The organism is Pseudahrensia aquimaris, from assembly GCF_042676045.1.
In the GTDB taxonomy this organism is placed as follows: Bacteria; Pseudomonadota; Alphaproteobacteria; order Rhizobiales; family Rhizobiaceae; genus Pseudahrensia; species Pseudahrensia aquimaris.
Window position 1 is genome coordinate 155,252 of record NZ_JBHTJV010000026.1, and the last position, 19,519, is coordinate 174,770.

Genomic DNA, 19,519 nt, shown 5'->3' on the forward strand with positions numbered 1-19,519 from the left:
CGCTTCGTCTTTGTTTGCGCCTTACGACGCAGGCTGCCAACCATAAGCAACACGGCGCGCAACAAGTTGGCGCGACACGGGAATCATCACAACCATAGCTATCAGGCAATAGGCACCGATAAAGACCAGTTGGCGAGGAAAGGAAACACCAAGGTCAATCAGAATACCCGTAACGCCGGGCCCCGCCGCAGAGGCAAAGACCATGAAAGCCATCACCAACGATCGTACAGCTCCCAGATAGCGGGTTCCGTAGGCCTCCGGCCACAAGGCGCCAAATATCGGAGACGACATGCCGTAGCTCAAGCCGATTGTGAACATCGTGACAAAGATTGCCGGCACCGCCGACTGCGTTCCCAACACGAAACAGGCAATGGCGAGTGGGATCAGAAAGAACGGCAGCATCTGAATGGCGCTGAAACGGTCAATCAGAACTCCAGTGATCAGCGAAACGATAATCGTCGTAAACGCCATCAATGAAAATGATGCATAGTAGGTTTGCTCCGGCCATTGGTTCAACTCAATCAAGTAGTCCTGGTGAAACCAAATCGACGTACCGATAAAGGCTGGCGACAGCACACCCATGCAAACCATCCAGAACAACGGGTCTCGAAGCACCTCTCCCTGACGCCATTGTTTGCCCACCTCGTTGCGGCTGCCCTCTTCCGCCGCTTGCTGTGCCGGCATGCGTTCTACACGCATCAGCGAAACGACGAGAGGTATCATCGCAACAACATATACCGCCGCCGCCAGCCATGCCTGTCTCCAACCAAAGGAGAGCGCGATAGAAGCGAATAGAATTGGAACAATGGCCTCTGAGGTTTGGTGCCCGATAGAGACAACAGACACGGCTTTGCCTCTGTTTGAAGAATACCATCGGCCCATAGCGGTAAGCGCCGTGTGGCCCATCATCCCCTGGCCAAACAGACGCAGCGCGAAGATCGTGGCAACCAACAACCAGACGGATGAAATGAGCGACATAGAAAGCGCAGCAAGTGCCAGCATCGACATGACCAGCAAACTGCATTTCCAGACCGATGTTACATCAACCAGACGTCCAACTATGGGAAAACACAGGGCGCTCGCCAGCGTTGCCACCATGTATATTGTGCCAAATTCCCCGTGGGTTAGGCCATATTCAGCGCGAATCTCCGATCCGAAAATTGAGATGAAAAATGTTTGGCCAAATGCGGACGACAGAGTCAGCAGAAATCCTGCCACCAGCCATCGTGAGTTATCGATGTAAAAATTTGCTGATTTGAAAGTCGCCATAGACGGCTACGCTTGCAGGGGAGAGCAACACATCAGCCGTAGGTCGTCCCGCAAGCAGTCGCAAGCCCTAACCCCGATTACCCAACCAGTAGCATCCGGGGAACGGGGTCACTCGGATGTATTTGCCTGAAGGCCGAACGCACCGCCGCCGGAGGGGATGGGCGCAAGCTCTTCATTTTCGACAACGATGTTCAGCTTATCGAGTATCTTTTTTGCGGCACGACGTTGCGCATCGCTGGCCGATGCAAATGCATCTTTGCGAAGCTGCCGCAGTTTCTGGGCTCTTCCAGTCGCTGAAGCGCGAGTAAGATAAACAAGACCCAGAACCGGATTGCGGCGAACACCCTGCCCGTGGAACAACATCTGACCAAGCTGTGCTTGTGCCAAAACATGCCCCTTGCGGCTGGCACGCTTGAACCAGCGGGCTGCACGAACGGGGTTCACCATACCACGGCTTTCATCAAGATAGAGATGACCGAGATAATATTGAGCATTAGCATCACCGTAGAGCAGCGCTGCTCTGTTGAAATGTGTCTCCGCTATTTGAGCATCAGCCATCACGCGGGTCCCTTCAATGCCAACGAGCGCATATTTGCCCAATTCCACAATAGCGCTTGAAACATAAGGACGTTCAGACCGCGTTGGAGGGCGCTCTGCGAAACGGTCAGCAATCTTGCTGTAAAGTTCATAGGCAGCCAATTGATCGCGCTGAACGCCGTTGCCGGACTGCAGCATACGCGCCAGCTTCCATTGCGACGGCAAATGGTTCTGATCGGCATTGTGGCGGAAAGCGCCTAGCGCCTCCTCCATTTTACCAGCTTTCAAAGCATCATAGCCGTATCGCAAGATGATCTGTGGTCCCGCATCGCCGTCACCCACCTTGGTGGGGTCAAAGGCGACAGCAAAACCTGCAGACGCCGAAAGGACGCCTGCCGTCAGAGCCGTTGCAACAAGGGTTTTATACATCCGCATAACAGTTCTTTTCTTCCCATCCCCCTGGATGAGTGACCGCGCCGTTGACGGCTGAGCCGACAGTCTGCGCGTATTTCCAGATCGCGCCAGACGTATAGTCCGTCTCACGCGGTTTCCATTCTTTGGCCCGAGCGGCGAGTTCTTCATCACTCAAGTCCACTTCGATTGTGCCGTTCACTGCATCAATCGAGATAATATCGCCGTCTTTCAGCAAGCCAATCGGCCCACCAACTGCAGCCTCAGGCCCGACATGGCCGATGCAGAAGCCGCGCGTTGCGCCAGAGAAACGACCATCGGTGATGAGTGCCATTTTCTCACCCATACCCTGTCCGTAAAGCGCAGCGGTAGTTGCCAGCATTTCACGCATGCCAGGTCCACCCTTTGGTCCTTCATAACGGATTACCAGAACTTCACCTTCTTCGTATTCGCGGTTGTTTACCGCCTCGAAGGCGAGCTCTTCACTGTCGAAACAGCGCGCCGGACCTGTGAATGTCTGTTCGGCCATGCCTGCAACTTTCACAATTGCACCTTCCGGTGCGAGATTACCTTTCAGGCCGACGACGCCACCGGTTGGCGTTATTGGGTTAGAAACCGGATAAACCACGTCCTGATCATCGTTCCATTTCACGTAATCCATGTTTTCGGCAATTGTGCGGCCTGTGACTGTCATGCATTCGCCGTGCAGGAACCCACCATCGAGCAGTGTTTTCATCAGCAATGGAATACCACCGACCTCAAACATGTCTTTGGCCACGTATTTCCCACCGGGCTTCAAGTCCGCGATGTAAGGCGTGCGCTTGAAAATTTCAGCTACGTCGAACAAATCGAATTTGATCCCGATCTCGTTGGCAATTGCGGGAAGATGAAGCGCGGCGTTGGTCGAACCACCTGAAGCGGCCACCACAGTAGCCGCATTTTCAAGCGCTTGCAGAGTAACGATATCGCGAGGGCGGATGTTGCGCGCGATGAGTTCCATCACCTTTTCACCAGCTGCCGAGCAAAAGCGGTCACGGATTTCATAAGGCGCAGGCGCACCGGCAGAGTAAGGCAGCGCAAGGCCAATCGCTTCTGACACCGTTGCCATTGTGTTGGCGGTAAACTGAGCGCCACATGCACCTGAAGAAGGGCAAGCGACCTGCTCAAGCTCATGCAGGTCTTCATCGCTCATATTGCCGACGGAATGTTGGCCAACGGCCTCAAACACATCTTGTACGGTCACAGGGCGGCCTTTGAACGAACCGGGAAGGATTGAACCACCATAGATAAAGATCGACGGCACATTCAGGCGCACCATAGACATCATCATGCCGGGCAGAGATTTATCGCAACCGGCAAGACCGACAATCGCGTCATAGCAATGGCCGCGCATTGTCAATTCAACCGTATCCGCAATCACATCACGAGAGACGAGAGATGCTTTCATCCCTTGGTGCCCCATAGCAATGCCATCGGTGACGGTGATCGTGGTGAATTCGCGCGGTGTGCCGTGAGCTGCTGCAACGCCTTTTTTGACATGCTGTGCCTGACGCATCAGCGAAATGTTACAGGGTGCAGCCTCGTTCCAACATGTCGCAACGCCAACGAGCGGTTGATTGATCTGCTCTTCCGACAAACCCATCGCATACAAATACGAGCGATGCGGCGCACGCGAAGGCCCCATTGTCGTGTGGCGGCTGGGCAACTTGCTCTTATCGAAAACCTTGGCGTCCATAAAATGTCTTTCTTTCGTCGACTATCGCGCGTTTTAAGGCGCTTGCCTGCCGTGTCCGATATTTTTCGCGTCATGCGCGGAGTAAAACCAGAAATGAGCAGGGTTTGTGGTTGAATAACGGCAAACTGCCATACGGACTGTATATCCAATATTCTGTTTCCAAACTGTTGCCATCTGGACACATTACGAACCTTTATCCCGCCCCATTCAAACCTCGACAGACCCGCCTCAGCGCCGCACACTGTCTGCATGATGTGAATGGAGTGATCGGGAGAATGTTTGTGGCAGACGATTCGCAAAAAGATCCCGCTAATGGTCATTTTTCGCGGGCTTACAGCCTGGATAGCAAGGACGCCACGCTCGATCACTACAAGAAGTGGGCGGCAGACTATGATCGGGAAATTGGGGAGGAAAATGGCTACGCCCAGCCATCGCGTGTGGCCCAAGCTTTGGTCGATCAGAACTTTGACGTCCACAGCAAGGTCTTCGATGCCGGGTGCGGCTCGGGTTTGTCAGGCGTAGCCTTGAGGTCGATCGGCTGCGACGACATCACAGGATGTGATTTCTCGCCGGAAATGCTCAATCAAGCTGAAGCAAAGTCTGTTTACACCGCCTTGTTTGAAGCCGACCTGAACCAACCGCTTGCGCAAATTCCTCCTAATCACTTCGCGGCAGTGGTTGCAGTTGGCGTATTTTCATTCGGCCACGTCGATCCGGATGCCTGTGATGAGTTACTACGAATTCTTCAGCCCAACGGTCTCTTCATCATCGCACTCAACGAGCCGTTTTGGGAGCAAGGTCATTTGCGCAAGAAGCTAGACGCAATGGAGGCATCGGGCCGTCTGACCACCCTATCCCGCGAGCATGGAGACCATCTGCCGGGTCACGACGTCATGGGCTGGGTGCTCACAATGCGCAAAAGCATAGAATTTTCCGGCGTGTGACAGTGTGAAGAATGACACAGCCACGACATTGGCCAAGCGTTATTTTGGGACCACTCCGTGCCCAACACACCTAGGATAAAGGAAAAGCCCCATGTTTCGCCATGCCACCACAACCATTGTCGCAGCCGCGGCGGCTACGATGATCGCAGCCGGTTCTTCTCAAGCGTCACCTGCCCATCTGCTTTCGATAAGCGCGAAAGACACTCAAGTGCATTCCGCAGTGAAAAAGATCCATTCATATAACGGGCGTGGCCATGAAAAGCTTCATCAAGTGCTCAAACCCCACTATTATCGCATCTTGATAACACGCGACATACGCGCGGCAGCGGGGAACCCCAACATGCCGGTCTACGATAACCGTTCTGGTGGCGGCCCTTACAGATGTACTTTCACCAACACCCGTGGCAATCGAGCGCTTACGTGCGACTAACAAAAAAGGCGCTATCTCAATGAGATAGCGCCTTTTTATAACTACAAATATTAAGAAAGGCCTAGACTGGCAGTTCGTCGTCTTTCAGCAACTCTTCTTCGGTCACCGTCTTTTCGGTAACCTTGGCACTTTCAAGAATGTGGTCAACGACCTTTTCTTCAAAGATAGGCGCCCGAAGACCTCCGACTGCATCCGGGTTACTGCGGAAAAAATCGTAGATTTCCTTCTCTTGACCCGGATATTGGCGAACCTGCTCGTAAAGAGCTCGCTGCAATTCTTCTTCGGTGACCTGAATTTCGGCCTTATCGCCAATTTCCGCCAATACCAAACCAAGACGCACGCGACGCTCCGCCAGTTTCTGATAGTCTTCGCGGGCTTTCTCTTCGGTCGTGTCCTCGTCTTCGAAAGTGCGTTCAGCTTGTTCAAGATCGCGGGTAATCTGTGCCCAGATATTATTGAACTCTTGCTCTACCATACCCTGCGGCAAATCGAATTTGTGGGTCTTGTCCAACTCGTCAAGGAGCTGACGCTTCACTTTCTGGCGGGTCTGCTGCTCGTACTGGCCTGAAATCTGGTCCTTGATAACCTCTTTCAGCTTATCGAGATCATCAAGGCCAAGATTTTTAGCCAGCTCGTCATTGATTTCCGTCTTTGCCGGCTTGGCAACTTCGTGAACATGCACGTCGAATACAGCGTCTTTGCCTGCAAGATGTTCGGCTGGATAGTCTTCAGGGAAAGAAACCTTCACTTCGCCTTCATCACCAGCCTTCATACCGATTAATTGATCTTCGAAACCGGGGATGAACGTGTTGGAGCCTAGAACCAGTTGTGCGTTTGTATCGGCACCGCCATCAAACGGCGTGCCTTCGATTTTACCCAGGTAATCCATTGTCACGCGGTCTTTTTTGGCTGCTTTGCCCTTTTTCTCCTGATAAGTGGCGTTGCTTTCCGCAATGCGCTCCACTTGCTCCATGATTTGCTTGTCGGTCACCTCAACGACCGGGCGCTCCACCTTGATCTTCGAGAAATCCGCAATCTCGAATGGTGGGATCACTTCGTAAGAGATGGTGAAGTTAAAGTCCTTGTTACCGGAAAGAATTTCTTCCGCTTCAGCCTCGTCCTCGGTCATTGAAACTTTGGGTTGTTGAGCTGCCTTCTCGGCACGTTCAGCGAGAACCTTCTTTGTGTTCTCGTCGATGGTTTCGTTGACCAGCTCGGCCATCACAGACTTACCGTAAAGCTTGGACACATGCGACAACGGCACTTTACCTGGGCGGAAACCGTTGATTTTGACTTTGTCTTTAAGGTCCAGCAGGCGCTCGTCGCGTTTTTTGATCATATCCTTGGCGGAAATGACGACTTCGATTTCGCGCTTCAAGCCTTCGTTGAGCGTTTCGTTTACCTGCATGGGTTCAAGCCTTTGTATGCGTTGCCAAGTGAAACAGGGAAAACCGCTTCAACCGGCTGATGTGATTGCCGTCCTGAAAAAGACGAGAAAGTGGATCAGATCGTTGTGAGCGTGGCCGCGAAGAAATCCCTTTGTTTAGGGGCTTACAACGGGCACACCGCAATGTGTGCGGCGGCAATTAGCAGAACGATTGTGGCAGGGCAATGGGGGCGCGTGGCAATGGCAGAGCGTGGCCGCGATCTACCGTCGCTTTTTGCCCATGATCGTGCCATAACACAACAATACGAGACCGCAGCGGCTATCGCGCGGCATATTTACAGGCTTTCACTTTGACAACTTTTAACGATCTCGGCCTTGCCGAGCGCATCCTCGACGCGGCAGCCGCGCTCGATTACGTCACTCCGACCCCAATTCAGGAGCAAGCCATCCCGCTGATCCTGAAGGGACACGACATTATGGGGCTCGCCAAGACAGGCACGGGCAAAACGGCCGCTTTCGGCCTGCCGCTGGTTCAAAACCTCATGAGCGCCGATACTTGGCGCGAACCGACGACCACCAAGGCGCTGATCCTGGCCCCTACCCGCGAACTCGCCAATCAGATCGCAGCCAACCTGCGCTCGTTCACAAAGGGTACGCATATTCGCATCACGGTTGTCGTTGGCGGCGCTTCGCTCAACGTGCAAACCCGCAATCTTTCAAAAGGCACAGACATTCTTGTCGCAACACCGGGTCGCCTGCTCGATTTGGTCGACCGCAAAGCTGTTCGCTTGGATCAGGCGAAGTTTCTGGTGTTGGACGAAGCCGATCAGATGCTGGACATGGGTTTCATCCACGATCTGCGAAAAATCTCAAAACTCTTGGCGACACCGCGCCAGACGCTGCTGTTTTCGGCAACGATGCCAAAACTGATGGAAGAAATATCTCGCTCCTATCTGCGCGACCCTGTGCGCGTCGAAACTGCGCCTCCGGGTCAGACCGCAGACAAAATTCGCCAGAGTGTTCATTTTATGGGCCGCAACGACAAGTTACACCGGCTGGACGACATGCTGCGCGAACATATGGATGGTATCTCCATTGTATTTGCTCGCACGAAGCACGGCGCAGAGAAGCTAAAGAACAAACTGGTCGAATTTGGTTACAAGGCCGCTTCTATCCACGGTAACAAAAGCCAGGGCCAGCGCGACCGCGCTATCCGAGAGTTTAAAGACGGCACGATCAAAGTGCTGGTGGCAACCGACGTCGCCGCCCGTGGAATTGACATTCCAGACGTCAGTCACGTCTACAACTTTGATCTACCCGAAGTGCCGGAAAATTATATACACCGCATCGGCCGCACGGCCCGCGCCGGTAAAGGTGGCGAGGCCATCGCGTTCTGCACCGCAGGCGATGTTGATTTGTGGAAGCAGATCGAACGCCTCGTTGGCATCTCTATACCCGTCGCCAGCGGCGAACGGCCGAAATATGATAAAGCCGAAGCGCCTCAACGCGGTGGTGGCGGCGGAAATCGTGGTGGTAATCGCAGCGGAACTGGTGGTGGCAAAGCCAAGGCAGGCCCCTCCCGCAAGCGCATTGGATCAAAACCTAATCCCAGTTCGCCAAAGAAACAATTTGCGAGAGGAGCGGACGGCTTGTCAGAAGAGCATCCGTCCAAGCCAAAAAGCACCAACCGTCGCCCTGGACGCGATAAGCCCCAAGAAAAGCCTGCGGGCCTTGGCCCGAAGCGTGCTGGCGAGAAATCGGTTGCTGGCAAACCCAAAGGCAAGAAGCCTAGACCAGCAGGCGCAGGCGGCAATCGCCCGTCGTCCAGCAGAACTGAAGGCCGTCCCAGAAGGTCAAACAGAGGCAAAGGCCAGTAATCTCGATGCCTAATGCTTGAATCTCAGCAAGTGAGGGGTGAAGGTTGGGGCGTTTACCCCCTGAAACACATTATCCACAATACATATCGTGGTGCGGCTGAGAGGACTCGAACCTCCACATCTTGCGATACTGGAACCTAAATCCAGCGCGTCTACCAGTTCCGCCACAGCCGCAGCGTCGTGCGGGCGGTTTAGCACGCTTGGGGCATCCGTCAATGGCAGAAATATGCCCACAATTTAGGCAATCTGGCGCAAATTTGAGCGGTGAATGGCGAAACCTTCAAATTTCACCCCACTTTGGCCCCATCGAGGCACATTATTGGTCCAAAACCGCTCAAAATCCCCAAAATTCAATGCTGTTGAGAGCATTTTTGACCGAAATGCGCCGATTCAACCATTTTCGACGCTTCGTTTCGCAAGAATTCTAATCCAACGTTTAAAACTGGCACACCCCTTGCATAGCTGCGCGCAGGTGCCAGCAGTTCCGCGTTCTTCAGCACCGAAACGGCTGCACGAGATGCCGCCTCAAACTTGGCGACCGAGAGAAACAGGGGTCACAGATGAAAAAAATCGAGGCGATCATCAAGCCGTTCAAGCTTGATGAAGTTAAGGAGGCGCTTCAAGAAGTGGGCCTGCAGGGCATCACCGTTTTGGAGGCCAAGGGTTTTGGCCGTCAGAAAGGCCACACAGAGCTTTATCGGGGGGCCGAGTATGTCATCGACTTTCTGCCGAAAGTGAAAATTGAAGTCGTCGTCAACGACGATCAGGTGGAACCTGCCATCGAAGCCATCCGCAAAGCGGCCGAAACAGGTCGGATCGGTGATGGGAAAATTTTTGTCTCATCCATCGAGCAAGCTATCCGCATTCGCACCGGCGAAACCGGCGCGGAAGCTGTTTAATCAAGAACAATCAAACGACACTAGAGGATTATCCCTATGACGAGCGCTAATGACCTAATGAAAAAAATGAAGGACGAGAACGTTGAGTATCTCGACCTGCGCTTCACAGACCCAAAGGGCAAAATGCAGCACGTAACGCTGCACAACAGCCAGGTAGATGAAGACCTGTTCGCTGACGGCGCAATGTTCGACGGCTCGTCGATCGAAGGCTGGAAAGCAATCAATGATTCAGACATGGTTCTGATGCCAGATACAGAAACGGCCTATATGGACCCGTTTTACAGCCATTCCACGATGGCAATCTTCTGCGACATTCTCGAGCCAGACACTGGCGAGGGCTATGAGCGTGACCCGCGCATGACAGCCAAGCGCGCAGAAGCCTACATCAAATCTGGTGGCTTCGGCGACACGGCCTATTTCGGCCCCGAGCCCGAATTCTTTATCTTCGATGACGTGCGCTTCAACTCCGATCCGTACAACACAGGTTTCAAGCTCGATAGCGATGAACTGCCAACGAACACTGGCACCGAATACGAAGCCGGCAACATGGGCCACCGCCCGCGCACGAAAGGCGGTTACTTCCCCGTAAACCCAGTCGATTCCTGCCAGGATATTCGCTCCGAAATGCTGTCGGTTTTGGGTTCAATGGGCGTGGAAGTTGAAAAGCATCACCACGAAGTCGCAGCCGCTCAACACGAACTGTCTATGATCTTCAACACGCTGACCCGTAAAGCCGACGAAGTGCAGCTCTACAAATACGCTGTCCACAACGTCGCCCACGCCTATGGGAAAACGGCGACATTCATGCCCAAGCCAGTGTTTGGCGATAACGGCACAGGCATGCATGTTCACCAGTCTTTGTGGAAAGACGGCAAGCCCTTGTTCGCTGGCGATCAATACGCCGGCCTGTCCGAAACTTGCCTGTACTACATCGGCGGCATCATCAAGCATGCTAAGTCGCTGAACATGTTCACCAACCCGTCGACAAACTCCTACAAGCGTTTGGTGCCGGGCTATGAAGCGCCTGTTCTATTGGCTTACTCAGCGAAAAACCGCTCCGCGTCATGCCGCATTCCGCATGTAGCGTCGCCCAAAGGCAAGCGTATGGAAGTGCGTTTCCCGGATCCAATGGCCAACCCATACCTCGCATTTGCTGCGATGTTGATGGCTGGTCTTGATGGCATCAAAAACAAGATCCACCCAGGCGAGCCAATGGACAAAGACCTTTACGACCTGCCGCCAAAGCAGCTCAAAAAGATACCAACCGTCTGCGGCTCGCTACGTGAAGCTATGGAAGCCATGCGCAAAGACCATCAGTACCTGCTGGAAGGCGGCGTTTTCACAAAAGATCAGATCGAAGCCTATATCGAGCTGAAAGAGGAAGAAAACGACCGCTACGAAATGACCCCGCACCCGGTCGAGTTCGACATGTACTACTCGCTCTAAACGGCGGAACTTCGCGAATACAGGAGGCCGGGCAGCAATGTCCGGCCTTTTTGAATCGGGTCGGAACCATTGGCTTTCAAAACGGTTTCTTCCGCTCATCCATTGAATAAAGGAACACAAGCATGTCTGAACCTAAGGTCGTTTTGATCACCGGAGCCTCATCAGGAATAGGCGCGGCTTGCGCCCATCACATCGTGAAGGCAGGCCACAAAGTGGCAATTGCAGCGCGTTCGATAGACAAGCTGGCAAACCTCGTTGACGAACTGGGTAAAGATCACGCGCTCGCCATCGAATGCGATGTAACCAGTTTGGACGAGCAAAAGGCAATGATTGAGAAAGCCGTCGAACACTACGGCAAAGTCGACGTTGTTTTTGCCAATGCAGGTCTTGGCGCGAGCGCAGCTGGCACCGAAAATGGCGATCCTGACAATTTCAAAACAATGATCGACACAAATGTATTCGGGGCAACACTGACCGCCCACGTCGCCATTCCTGTGCTCAAGAAATCCAAAGGCCATCTGGTAATGACCGGCTCACGCGCAGGCCGCGCAACGCTGTCTGGCTCTGTGTATGGCGCAACGAAGTGGTACATTCGCGGCTACGTGCAAAATCTTCGGCAAGAACTGAGCGGTACCGGCGTTCGTGTTTCCAATCTGGAGCCAGGAATGGTCGACACACCGTTCTTTGACGATGAAAAACCACAAGCGCTGCGTGCCGACGACATCGCCAGGGCTTTCGTATTTATGATCGACCAACCAGCAACGGCCATGGTGGCCGATATGCTTGTCATCCCTACCCCGCCAGTCGAAGACTGATTATCCGTCTCGCTGCCAGATAAAAAATGGCGCTTTGCCGGGCCGCACAGAAAGTTGGGCGCGACGTGCATCCGTGATACCATCTTCCAAGACTGCACCGCCCACCAAGCTTGTAAGCGTGCCAGGAAAATCGCTGCCGATCAGCTTAAAATGATCTTCTTGCAGAAATGCCTCCAGTCGCTCCGCATCGCTGGACAGATGCTCGCCACCTTCAATGGTTTCACGGTCGAGATAAGGCCCCGGTATCGAAAAAATCATCTTCCCACCGGGCGACAGCAAGCGCGTGAACGCGCGCAAATGGTCGCCATAATGACCGGGAATGTGTTCAAGCACGTGGTTGTGCAGGATGGCGTCAAAATAGCCATCTGGAAAAATCGTAAAATCATCAGGAAAGAACAACTTCAAACACTGCGCATGCGGATAACGCTCGGGCGCAGCATCGGCAGGCATATAGCCCGCTCCCAACTCATCGCTCAGCAAATCATGCAGCGCAGCTTCAGGGGCAAGGTGCAGCACCTTACCCTTTGGCCGTTGTTTCATCATCGGTAGTAAATGGGTGGCATACACATCCCATCCGATGCGGTGCCGTGCTTTAGAACCGCACTGAGTGCACTGCTCGGCTGCCCGTCCTCGATAAACCACGAATTCATCGCCACCACAAATGTTGCAACTTGGCTTCATGAGGCTTTGCGCTCCGCTACGGCCTCGCCAGCGGCAACGCCACTCGCCCAAGCCCACTGAAAATTGTAGCCGCCTAGCCAGCCGGTCACATCAACACCTTCCCCTATGAAAAACAGCCCCGGCACCGATTTTGCTTCCATCGTTCGAGACGAGAGTTCAGCGGTGGAGACGCCCCCAATGGTCACTTCAGCTTTTGCAAAACCTTCAGTGCCATTGGGCTGGAATGTCCAATCGTGCAGGCGCTGCGAAACAGATGAGAGAAAACCATCTTTGAGATCGCCCAAACGTCCATCCAGCCCCGTCCGCACGCAAAGCGCCTCCACAAGGCGTTCCGGCAGAAGTCCTATGAGTGCTTTTCGGGCCAGTTGCGCAGGATTGCTTTTCTTCAACACGGCAAGAAAATCAGCGCCAAGTTCCGGCACAAAATCGATAGAAATAGCCTGCCCGGGCTTCCAGTAGGAAGATATCTGCAGGATTGCCGGCCCTGACAGGCCTTTATGAGTGAACAACGCGGCCTCACGAAACGTTGTCTTGTCGCAGCGTACGACCACAGGTGCTGCTACGCCGGATAGATCACGAAACAAAGCCTCTTCGCGGCCCAAAGTTAGCGGCACGAGCGCAGGACGCGGTTCCACTACCTTCAAACCGAATTGCCGAGCCACGTCATAGGCAAAGCCGGTTGCACCCATTTTGGGAATTGACGGTCCACCCGTCGCGACCACCAGACTCCCCGCACGGAACTGCTTACCACCGCTCGACACACGAAAACCGCTCTCTTCACAGGCCACTTCTTCGATTGGCATCGACAAGCGCATGTCCACACCCCCGCTCTCGCACTCGGCCAACAGCATCGCCACGATCTGTCTGGCAGAGCCGTCACAAAACAACTGGCCCAATGTCTTTTCATGCCAGGCGATGCCGTGGCGTTCCACGAGCGCGATAAAATCGTGCTGGGTATAGCGGCTCATTGCAGATTTGGCGAAATGCGGATTTTGCGAAAGATAGCATTCAGCACGCGGGTTGAGGTTAGTGAAATTGCACCTACCACCACCTGATATCAGGATCTTCTTTCCCGGCGCGTCAGCATGATCGAGCAACAAAACCCGAGCGCCACGCTGCCCTGCAGTGGCAGCCGCCATGAGCCCCGCTCCGCCTGCGCCAAGAATAATCGTATCGAAATGCTCGCTCATGGTTGGCTAGGAAACGCCGCGTCGATGGCGGCTCTTTCGTCTTGGTTCAAATTTATGCTGCGCGGATAGAGCGGCATTGAACGGTCTTCATATATTGAAAAATGTCCGTTGCGTGTGGTCGCCTTGAAATGCCGCAGTCCCTCCCGGCCGAATGCTGAAAGATAACCCTGCGCTACAGCATCAAGGTAAGAACGCAGAATTTTTGGTTGAGCAGATGCCGCCTCAAGCGGTTGTGCCGCATAAACAAAGTAAGGCATAGCCGAGCCGTCAAAACCGCTGTCCAAACTAGTTAAGTTATCCGCTTCAACACTGTGCCTTTCATAGAGAAACTCACGCTCATCCAGAGCGGCTAAACTTTCAATGAGGTCCACAACCACGCATCCAAGCAATTCACATTGCGGATCGGGTTCAACTGACAAAAACGCCAAATTATCAATCGGCGCAAACGTGCCTTCGATCTTCGGTCGGGCAAGCCAAACCCGCCGCCAACCCTTGAGTTTGGCGCGGTGTGTTGCGAGATATGGCGTGCGCAACGTTGCTGGATTGACCAGCGAACCGTAGCCAAATGTAGCAAATGTCCCGGCTTGAGTATGTGCGGTAGTCAAACTGTTGCTCATCGCTTACCCCTACCGTAATTGCGCTGCCAGACAAGCGATTGCCAGAAGTGAAGCTTATAAAATCTGCAACAACCATCACCGCACCCAGTGATAACGGAGACGATTGGTTTCTCGCAGGGACACTGTTTGAAAGCGCTCAACACAACGCTGGTCCCGCCATTTTACTCTCCGGCGCGGCCGCTATACCACGTGGCTTCTATGCTGCATTCGCACAGCACCTTGTGGAACGAGGCGCAAGAGCAGTTTTGATCTACGATTATCGCGGCATGGGCGATTCGGCTTCTCCCCGATTCCGTTGGTCAGAATTGGCAATGAAGGACTGGGCGCTGCTCGACTTCCCAGCCGCTGCAAAGTATCTGCGCGATCGTTTCCCCGACAATGAGCTCGTCGGAATCGGCCACTCTTACGGCGGACAGGCGCTTGGTCTTTCAGGTATTTCCGAGCTCTTCACCCGCTATGCGACGGTCGCTACCATGTCAGGTTATTGGCGTGACACAGCAGAGCCTTTGAGCATTTATCTCAAGACCCAGATTGTCGGAAATTCACTCGCAAAGCTCATGGGACGAATCCCCAAATGGGGCGGCTTGGGCGAAGAAATGCCAGGGCGCATCTTTATCGACTGGACCCGATGGATCGCTCAGCCAAATTACTTCTTTGATGACACAGATCTACCCGAAATCAGCCGTTTCCGGGATGTCACCCTTCCCTTTCTGTCTGTTCGTATTTCAGACGACACTTGGGGAACCAAGCGGGCGGTTGAACACTTTATGAGCCATTACGAGAACGCCGACTTGCGGCACTTTTCGCTCAAAACCACAGCAGAAAAACCCATCGGGCATTTCGCATGGTTTCGTCCGCGCAATGCTGAACATTGGCCAATGGTAGTGAACTTTGCTCTAGCAGGAAAATGGCCTGACGGCGTCTAGTCGTCTTGGCGTTTGCCGTCGATTATGCGGTAGGTTGGTTCATACATCGTCACCAATTCTTCCGCAGCTGAAGGATGCAGCGCCATCGTGCGATCAAAGTCAGCTTTTGATGCGCCCATTTTCATCGCTATGCCGATAAGCTGCGCCATCTCGCCAGCGTCCGGCCCCAGAATATGGGCGCCGACAACACGATTGCTATCGGCATCGACAATTAGCTTCATCAGCATTTTGCCCTGTCGATTGGGCAGAACGTATTTCATGGGGCGGAACGTCGCCTTGTAGACTTCAAGATTACGAAATTTTTCTGCCGCATCGTGTTCGGTCAAACCGACTGTTCCGATTTCCGGCTGTGAGAATACTGCGGTTGGAATCAACTCATGGTCAGGCCGCTCGGGCCGATCAAGATATTCGGTCGCCACAAAACACATAGCCTGGTGGATTGCGACTGGCGTGAGTTGCTCTCGTCCGGTCACATCCCCCAAAGCCCAAATGGAGCCAACATTAGTGCGCGAATACTCGTTCACTTTAATAAAGCCACGTTGATCAAGCTCAACGCCGGCATGCTCCAGCCCCAACCCATCGGTCATCGGCACTCGGCCAAGGGCGAGAAACACCTGATCCACATCCATCACATCACCATCACTCAGATGCGCGCGAATTGCCCTGTCGCTGCCCTTTTCCAGCTTGGAAAAAACCTGATGGGTGATGATTTTAATGCCGTGTTCCTCATATTGCTCATGCAACATTTCCCGAACATCGTCGTCAAAGCCGGACAAAATCTCCATCCCGCGATACAGAATCGTTACATCCACACCCAGACCGTGAAAAATTCCGGCGAATTCGACCGCGATGTAACCCGCCCCGGCGATGATAATTTTTTCCGGCAATTCTGTGAGGTCAAAGGCTTGATCGGAAACGATAGCAAGCTCATGTCCCTCAAGATCTTTATGGGGATTGGGCGTCCCTCCAACAGCAATCACGATGCGCTCTGCCGTTACAATGCGATCTTCGTTTTTCAGCCACACTTCATGGGGACCGCGCAATTCGGCACGTGTGTCGAACAGTTCTGCGCCTGCGCCCTCAAGTCCCTTGCGGTACAATCCTTCAAGGCGCGTGATTTCACGCTCCTTGTTAGCGACCAGTGTTTTCCAGTCGAAAGAGGTCTCGCCCACCGTCCAGCCGTAGCCAGCTGCGTCTTCGAAGTGTTCGGAGAAATGCGATGCGTACACATAAAGCTTTTTCGGCACGCAACCACGGATTACGCACGTGCCACCGTAGCGGCTCTCCTCAGCAATGCCGACTTTCTTACCAAGCCCAGCCACACGCCGCGCTGCGCGAACGCCGCCAGAACCGCCGCCAATGACGAAAAGGTCGTAATCGTAGCTCATGCCCGCCCCCGTGGTTTGCGCACCAAAACCCTTACGACAGGCAGCGCAGAAATATGTTTACTGCGCCAAAAGCTCTTCGACACGCTTGCTGGCATTCTGGCCAAGATCGCGCTGAATGCCCTGCCCCCATACACGACCCGCTTTGGACAGTTCACGTGCTAAGAGCGGAGTTGTAGCAAGATATTTTTTGCCGGTTTCCGAAGAGAAGAAATCAGCGATAGTTTGCAGCTCCTCGGTCGTGAAATTGGCAGCAAACAGCTTCACAGCTTCCCGCTCCAGTGCACCACGCCGTTCCACAAGTTTTAGTGCCTCTTCATCAACAATCGCATCAATTTCCGACGCCTTGTCTGGATTGTTTGCTGACAGGTTGTTTTTCAGCGCAAGCGAAGCCTGCGGGAGAATGTTATCAAACGTGTCAGTGGCTTGCGTCGCGCTGATTGCCGCGCGGGCCGCTTTATCAGTCGCCTCATCAATCTCTTGCGCGAAAGCAAAAGACCCAGAGATGGCAGCGGTCGCAATAGCTGCAGAGACAAAAGCGTTGCGGATGGTTGGGAACATTTTGGTTTTAGTCTCCAAATTTGGTTTGGCCGAAAGGAACCGGCAGGGTTGCGAGCCTTAGCGCCAAAAAGCCCTCAAAGGCGGGTTTAGCCTTGCAGACGCTTCCGTGCAAAGAAATTTCAAAAACAATTGCGCATCACTTCATCGGCTCCATAATTTGCACACCCGAAGCAGCGGCGATTATGGCCTTGTCAGCAAGTGCGCAAAATAATCCGTTCTCGACCACACCAGCAATTGTGTTTAGCGCGACCGCGAGAGCCTGTGGCTGCGGAATGCGGCCAAAAGATGCATCAACGATAAGGTGTCCGCCATCGGTCTCGAACAATTTACCGGCATCTGTCTCACGTAACGTAATTTCGCCGGAAAGGTTCAACGAAGAGGCCAGGGCATCAATTGCGTTGCGTGTTGCGGTCAAACCAAATCGGTTGACCTCAATGGGCAGAGGATAAGCGCCAAGCACTTCAACAACTTTTGATTGATCTGCAATCACGATCATAGACTTCGACGCCTGCGCGACAATCTTCTCACGTAGCAACGCGCCGCCGCCACCTTTAATCAGGTTCAGGCGACCATCCAGTTCGTCAGCCCCATCAATTGTCAAATCCAATTGTGGCGTCTCTTCCAGAGTGGTCAAAGGAACAGACAATTCCTCGCAAAGCGCCCTCGTCCTTTCTGATGTTGGCACGCCGATGATCTCGAGGCCCGCTTTCACTTTGGGCGCGAGCTCCCGAATGAAAGCTTCGGCCGTCGAACCTGTACCGATACCCAGCCTCATGCCCGGCTTAACGAAGGATAGCGCGGCCTTACCCGCTTCGCGTTTCAGATCTTCACTCATGTCTTTTCCGCTGCGTCTAGCCCATCACTGTGCAAGTTCGCTCCTATCATGCTAACGCGGGTCGAAACCACAGCATGCGCCTGCATTTGTTTGGAGAACCCGCCTTGTCCGCAGAAAATTCACTTCCCACCGCACCCGACGGCGGCACCATTGTTTTTGATCTCGACGGAACACTGGTGGACAGCATCCGCGACCTTCTGCCCGCGCTTAATTATACTATCGATACTCAAGGACTCGCCCCCATTCAGGCCGAAGAAATTGGAAAAGTGGTCGGACAAGGCGCGTTGAAAATGATCGCTCGGGCGTTTGATCTGCAAAGTAAGCCGCTCACGCCTGACTTGCACAAAGAGCTTTTAGAAGTTTTCCTCGCCCAATATGGAAAACATACCGCAGAGCATACGGTGTTCTTCGACGGCTGCCTGCCATTGTTAGACCGACTGGAAGCAGATGGCTGGATATTGGCAGTCTGCACCAACAAATACGCACACTTGGCTGAAAGTCTTTTGAAAACCTTGGGCGAACGGCATCGGTTCAAAGCCCTGACGGGTGGCGACACGTTTGATTTCAAAAAACCTGATGGCAGACACATCGCAGCAACTGCGGCACTTGCTGGCGGTAATCCAAGCGCCACGGTGATGGTGGGAGATTCGATCAGCGATATTGCGGGAGCAAAAGACGCAGACATCCCGGTGATCGCAGTAGACTTCGGTTATACCGATATTCCCGTCACCGATCTCGACCCGGATATCGTGATCTCTCATTTCGATGAATTCGATGCGGCACTGACTGCTCTGGTGGCGCAAAGGTTCACCTGAGGGACTGCCAATTCTGCGCTTGACCTTAGGGCGGCTCGTTCAATAGAAGAGCGCCAACGGGGTCCGCGCTCCAACAAAGCGCAAACGGTTCCGGGCGATTAGCTCAGCGGGAGAGCACTGCCTTCACACGGCAGGGGTCACTGGTTCAATCCCAGTATCGCCCACCATTACAGTCCGACGAGAGTTAGAACACCCTATAAGCTCATTGCTGCTGCGACGTCTTCTTCAGGAATATCCAACAATTCCGCCACCCGTTCAACGAACAGGATTTCCGTTTCGTGCATCCGCCCGTCAGCAAAGACCATTTCCCACATATGGGAAATTAGCGTTAGCAGTTCTTGATGGCCCGCATTTGCCTTCAGCATTGAAGCCAGTTCGTTAAGACGTTCAGCGCTGTTGGCTTCGTTGCGAGCATACTCAATCAGTTTTTCAGCGTTGTCTTCCTCAAGCCCAAACTCGTCGCTCAAAATACGCTTCAACCTTTCGAGCTCTTTGGGATGGGTCTCGCCATCAACCGGCATGACTTTGAATAGAAAGGTCGCCACAGCAAGCTGAACAGCGCCTGGTGGTTTCTGTTTCAGTTGAACTTCAACGAATTTCAGATAGTCGCTCATATCCATATCCCGCAGTGCCGCCGCAATATGGCTGACCTAACGTAAGTTTCAGCCATAACGCATGGCCTGCGTGTGTCAATTCAGCAAACGTTAGATCAAAGGATAGCTAACAACGGCGAAAAAGTATGCCATTAAGGCGACACAG

Annotated in this window: 19 protein-coding genes and 2 tRNA genes; 9 read left to right on the plus strand and 12 right to left on the minus strand. The window is 53.5% G+C overall.

Translation table 11 applies throughout. The features are described 5' to 3' along the window. Positions 1-21 precede the first annotated feature (21 nt). From ACFQ14_RS16450 to ilvD, 3 genes are all read right to left on the minus strand, one after another. A complete protein-coding gene (locus ACFQ14_RS16450; protein ID WP_377213845.1) occupies positions 22-1,269 on the minus strand; it encodes an MFS transporter in 1,248 nt (415 codons plus the stop codon). Positions 1,270-1,377: 108 nt separating this feature from the next. Further along, complete coding sequence (locus ACFQ14_RS16455; protein ID WP_377213846.1) at positions 1,378-2,235, minus strand: tetratricopeptide repeat protein; 858 nt, start codon at positions 2,233-2,235, stop codon at positions 1,378-1,380. Further along, on the minus strand, positions 2,228-3,952 hold the full coding sequence (gene ilvD / locus ACFQ14_RS16460; RefSeq protein ID WP_377213847.1) for a dihydroxy-acid dehydratase: 1,725 nt from the start codon (positions 3,950-3,952) through the stop codon (positions 2,228-2,230). The genes ACFQ14_RS16455 and ilvD overlap by 8 nt, the downstream gene beginning before the upstream one ends. Positions 3,953-4,233: 281 nt before the next feature. On the opposite strand from ilvD, the gene ACFQ14_RS16465 reads away from it, so the two are divergent. Both ACFQ14_RS16465 and ACFQ14_RS16470 read left to right on the plus strand, forming a co-directional pair. Continuing rightward, positions 4,234-4,896: a class I SAM-dependent DNA methyltransferase gene (locus ACFQ14_RS16465; RefSeq protein ID WP_377213848.1), complete on the plus strand. Its 663-nt coding sequence runs from the start codon at positions 4,234-4,236 to the stop codon at positions 4,894-4,896. A gap of 91 nt (positions 4,897-4,987) precedes the next feature. Then, positions 4,988-5,326 carry a hypothetical protein gene (locus tag ACFQ14_RS16470; protein WP_377213849.1) on the plus strand — a complete coding sequence of 113 codons (339 nt, stop codon included), beginning with the start codon at positions 4,988-4,990 and terminating at the stop codon, positions 5,324-5,326. A gap of 61 nt (positions 5,327-5,387) precedes the next feature. On the opposite strand, the gene tig is transcribed toward ACFQ14_RS16470, so the two are convergent. Further along, entirely contained in the window at positions 5,388-6,734 is a 1,347-nt protein-coding gene (tig, locus tag ACFQ14_RS16475; RefSeq protein ID WP_377213850.1) for a trigger factor, read from the minus strand. A 329-nt stretch (positions 6,735-7,063) separates the two neighbouring features. Between tig and ACFQ14_RS16480 the strand changes: the two genes are divergently transcribed. Continuing rightward, positions 7,064-8,590: a DEAD/DEAH box helicase gene (locus ACFQ14_RS16480; RefSeq protein ID WP_377213851.1), complete on the plus strand. Its 1,527-nt coding sequence runs from the start codon at positions 7,064-7,066 to the stop codon at positions 8,588-8,590. An 89-nt stretch (positions 8,591-8,679) separates the two neighbouring features. On the opposite strand, the gene ACFQ14_RS16485 is transcribed toward ACFQ14_RS16480, so the two are convergent. Beyond that, positions 8,680-8,764, minus strand: a tRNA-Leu gene (locus tag ACFQ14_RS16485). Positions 8,765-9,150: 386 nt separating this feature from the next. On the opposite strand from ACFQ14_RS16485, the gene ACFQ14_RS16490 reads away from it, so the two are divergent. From ACFQ14_RS16490 to ACFQ14_RS16500, 3 genes are all read left to right on the plus strand, one after another. Further along, positions 9,151-9,489: a P-II family nitrogen regulator gene (locus tag ACFQ14_RS16490; RefSeq protein WP_377213852.1), complete on the plus strand. Its 339-nt coding sequence runs from the start codon at positions 9,151-9,153 to the stop codon at positions 9,487-9,489. 36 nt (positions 9,490-9,525) lie between these two features. After that, positions 9,526-10,935, plus strand: a complete 1,410-nt coding sequence (glnA, locus tag ACFQ14_RS16495) for a type I glutamate--ammonia ligase (protein WP_377213853.1) — start codon at positions 9,526-9,528, stop codon at positions 10,933-10,935. Between the two features lie 122 nt (positions 10,936-11,057). Further along, on the plus strand, positions 11,058-11,750 hold the full coding sequence (locus ACFQ14_RS16500; RefSeq protein WP_377213854.1) for an SDR family oxidoreductase: 693 nt from the start codon (positions 11,058-11,060) through the stop codon (positions 11,748-11,750). Here ACFQ14_RS16500 and ACFQ14_RS16505 read toward each other — a convergent pair whose 3' ends face one another. Genes ACFQ14_RS16505 through ACFQ14_RS16515 form a run of 3 tightly spaced genes read right to left on the minus strand, consistent with a single transcriptional unit; the run spans position 11,751 to position 13,992 of the window. After that, the gene (locus tag ACFQ14_RS16505) at positions 11,751-12,431 is read right to left on the minus strand and encodes a class I SAM-dependent methyltransferase (RefSeq protein WP_377213855.1); all 681 of its coding nucleotides are present in this window, start codon (positions 12,429-12,431) and stop codon (positions 11,751-11,753) included. Then, positions 12,428-13,621 carry a BaiN/RdsA family NAD(P)/FAD-dependent oxidoreductase gene (locus ACFQ14_RS16510; RefSeq protein WP_377213856.1) on the minus strand — a complete coding sequence of 398 codons (1,194 nt, stop codon included), beginning with the start codon at positions 13,619-13,621 and terminating at the stop codon, positions 12,428-12,430. Before ACFQ14_RS16510 ends, ACFQ14_RS16505 begins: the two co-directional genes overlap by 4 nt. Next, positions 13,618-13,992, minus strand: coding sequence for a hypothetical protein (locus ACFQ14_RS16515; protein WP_377213857.1), 375 nt, complete (start codon positions 13,990-13,992; stop codon positions 13,618-13,620). Before ACFQ14_RS16515 ends, ACFQ14_RS16510 begins: the two co-directional genes overlap by 4 nt. Positions 13,993-14,285: 293 nt before the next feature. Between ACFQ14_RS16515 and ACFQ14_RS16520 the strand changes: the two genes are divergently transcribed. Next, positions 14,286-15,164 carry an alpha/beta hydrolase family protein gene (locus ACFQ14_RS16520; protein ID WP_377213858.1) on the plus strand — a complete coding sequence of 293 codons (879 nt, stop codon included), beginning with the start codon at positions 14,286-14,288 and terminating at the stop codon, positions 15,162-15,164. On the opposite strand, the gene gor is transcribed toward ACFQ14_RS16520, so the two are convergent. From gor to rpiA, 3 genes are all read right to left on the minus strand, one after another. Then, complete coding sequence (gene gor / locus ACFQ14_RS16525; RefSeq protein ID WP_377213859.1) at positions 15,161-16,552, minus strand: glutathione-disulfide reductase; 1,392 nt, start codon at positions 16,550-16,552, stop codon at positions 15,161-15,163. The two genes, ACFQ14_RS16520 and gor, sit on opposite strands and share 4 nt — an antisense overlap. A gap of 57 nt (positions 16,553-16,609) precedes the next feature. Beyond that, positions 16,610-17,110 (minus strand): DUF2059 domain-containing protein, encoded by a 501-nt coding sequence (locus ACFQ14_RS16530; protein ID WP_377213860.1) that lies wholly within the window; start codon positions 17,108-17,110, stop codon positions 16,610-16,612. Positions 17,111-17,246: 136 nt separating this feature from the next. Then, on the minus strand, positions 17,247-17,945 hold the full coding sequence (gene rpiA, locus ACFQ14_RS16535; RefSeq protein WP_377213861.1) for a ribose-5-phosphate isomerase RpiA: 699 nt from the start codon (positions 17,943-17,945) through the stop codon (positions 17,247-17,249). Positions 17,946-18,049: 104 nt separating this feature from the next. Between rpiA and ACFQ14_RS16540 the strand changes: the two genes are divergently transcribed. Together ACFQ14_RS16540 and ACFQ14_RS16545 are read left to right on the plus strand one after the other, a co-directional pair. Continuing rightward, the gene (locus ACFQ14_RS16540) at positions 18,050-18,760 is read left to right on the plus strand and encodes an HAD-IA family hydrolase (protein ID WP_377213862.1); all 711 of its coding nucleotides are present in this window, start codon (positions 18,050-18,052) and stop codon (positions 18,758-18,760) included. Between the two features lie 92 nt (positions 18,761-18,852). Next, positions 18,853-18,927, plus strand: a tRNA-Val gene (locus tag ACFQ14_RS16545). 27 nt (positions 18,928-18,954) lie between these two features. Here the strand turns inward: ACFQ14_RS16545 and ACFQ14_RS16550 are convergent. Next, positions 18,955-19,374, minus strand: coding sequence for a tellurite resistance TerB family protein (locus ACFQ14_RS16550; RefSeq protein WP_377213863.1), 420 nt, complete (start codon positions 19,372-19,374; stop codon positions 18,955-18,957). Positions 19,375-19,519: the final 145 nt, after the last annotated feature.

Coding starts and splice junctions, on each gene's coding strand:
- gor (WP_377213859.1), bottom strand. CDS start 16,552: ATGAGCTACGATTACGACCTTTTCGTCATTGGCGGCGGTTCTGGCGGC.
- glnA (WP_377213853.1), top strand. CDS start 9,526: ATGACGAGCGCTAATGACCTAATGAAAAAAATGAAGGACGAGAACGTT.
- ACFQ14_RS16500 (WP_377213854.1), top strand. CDS start 11,058: ATGTCTGAACCTAAGGTCGTTTTGATCACCGGAGCCTCATCAGGAATA.
- rpiA (WP_377213861.1), bottom strand. CDS start 17,945: ATGAGTGAAGATCTGAAACGCGAAGCGGGTAAGGCCGCGCTATCCTTC.
- ACFQ14_RS16530 (WP_377213860.1), bottom strand. CDS start 17,110: ATGTTCCCAACCATCCGCAACGCTTTTGTCTCTGCAGCTATTGCGACC.
- ACFQ14_RS16455 (WP_377213846.1), bottom strand. CDS start 2,235: ATGTATAAAACCCTTGTTGCAACGGCTCTGACGGCAGGCGTCCTTTCG.
- ilvD (WP_377213847.1), bottom strand. CDS start 3,952: ATGGACGCCAAGGTTTTCGATAAGAGCAAGTTGCCCAGCCGCCACACG.
- ACFQ14_RS16490 (WP_377213852.1), top strand. CDS start 9,151: ATGAAAAAAATCGAGGCGATCATCAAGCCGTTCAAGCTTGATGAAGTT.
- ACFQ14_RS16505 (WP_377213855.1), bottom strand. CDS start 12,431: ATGAAGCCAAGTTGCAACATTTGTGGTGGCGATGAATTCGTGGTTTAT.
- ACFQ14_RS16510 (WP_377213856.1), bottom strand. CDS start 13,621: ATGAGCGAGCATTTCGATACGATTATTCTTGGCGCAGGCGGAGCGGGG.
- tig (WP_377213850.1), bottom strand. CDS start 6,734: ATGCAGGTAAACGAAACGCTCAACGAAGGCTTGAAGCGCGAAATCGAA.
- ACFQ14_RS16450 (WP_377213845.1), bottom strand. CDS start 1,269: ATGGCGACTTTCAAATCAGCAAATTTTTACATCGATAACTCACGATGG.
- ACFQ14_RS16550 (WP_377213863.1), bottom strand. CDS start 19,374: ATGAGCGACTATCTGAAATTCGTTGAAGTTCAACTGAAACAGAAACCA.
- ACFQ14_RS16470 (WP_377213849.1), top strand. CDS start 4,988: ATGTTTCGCCATGCCACCACAACCATTGTCGCAGCCGCGGCGGCTACG.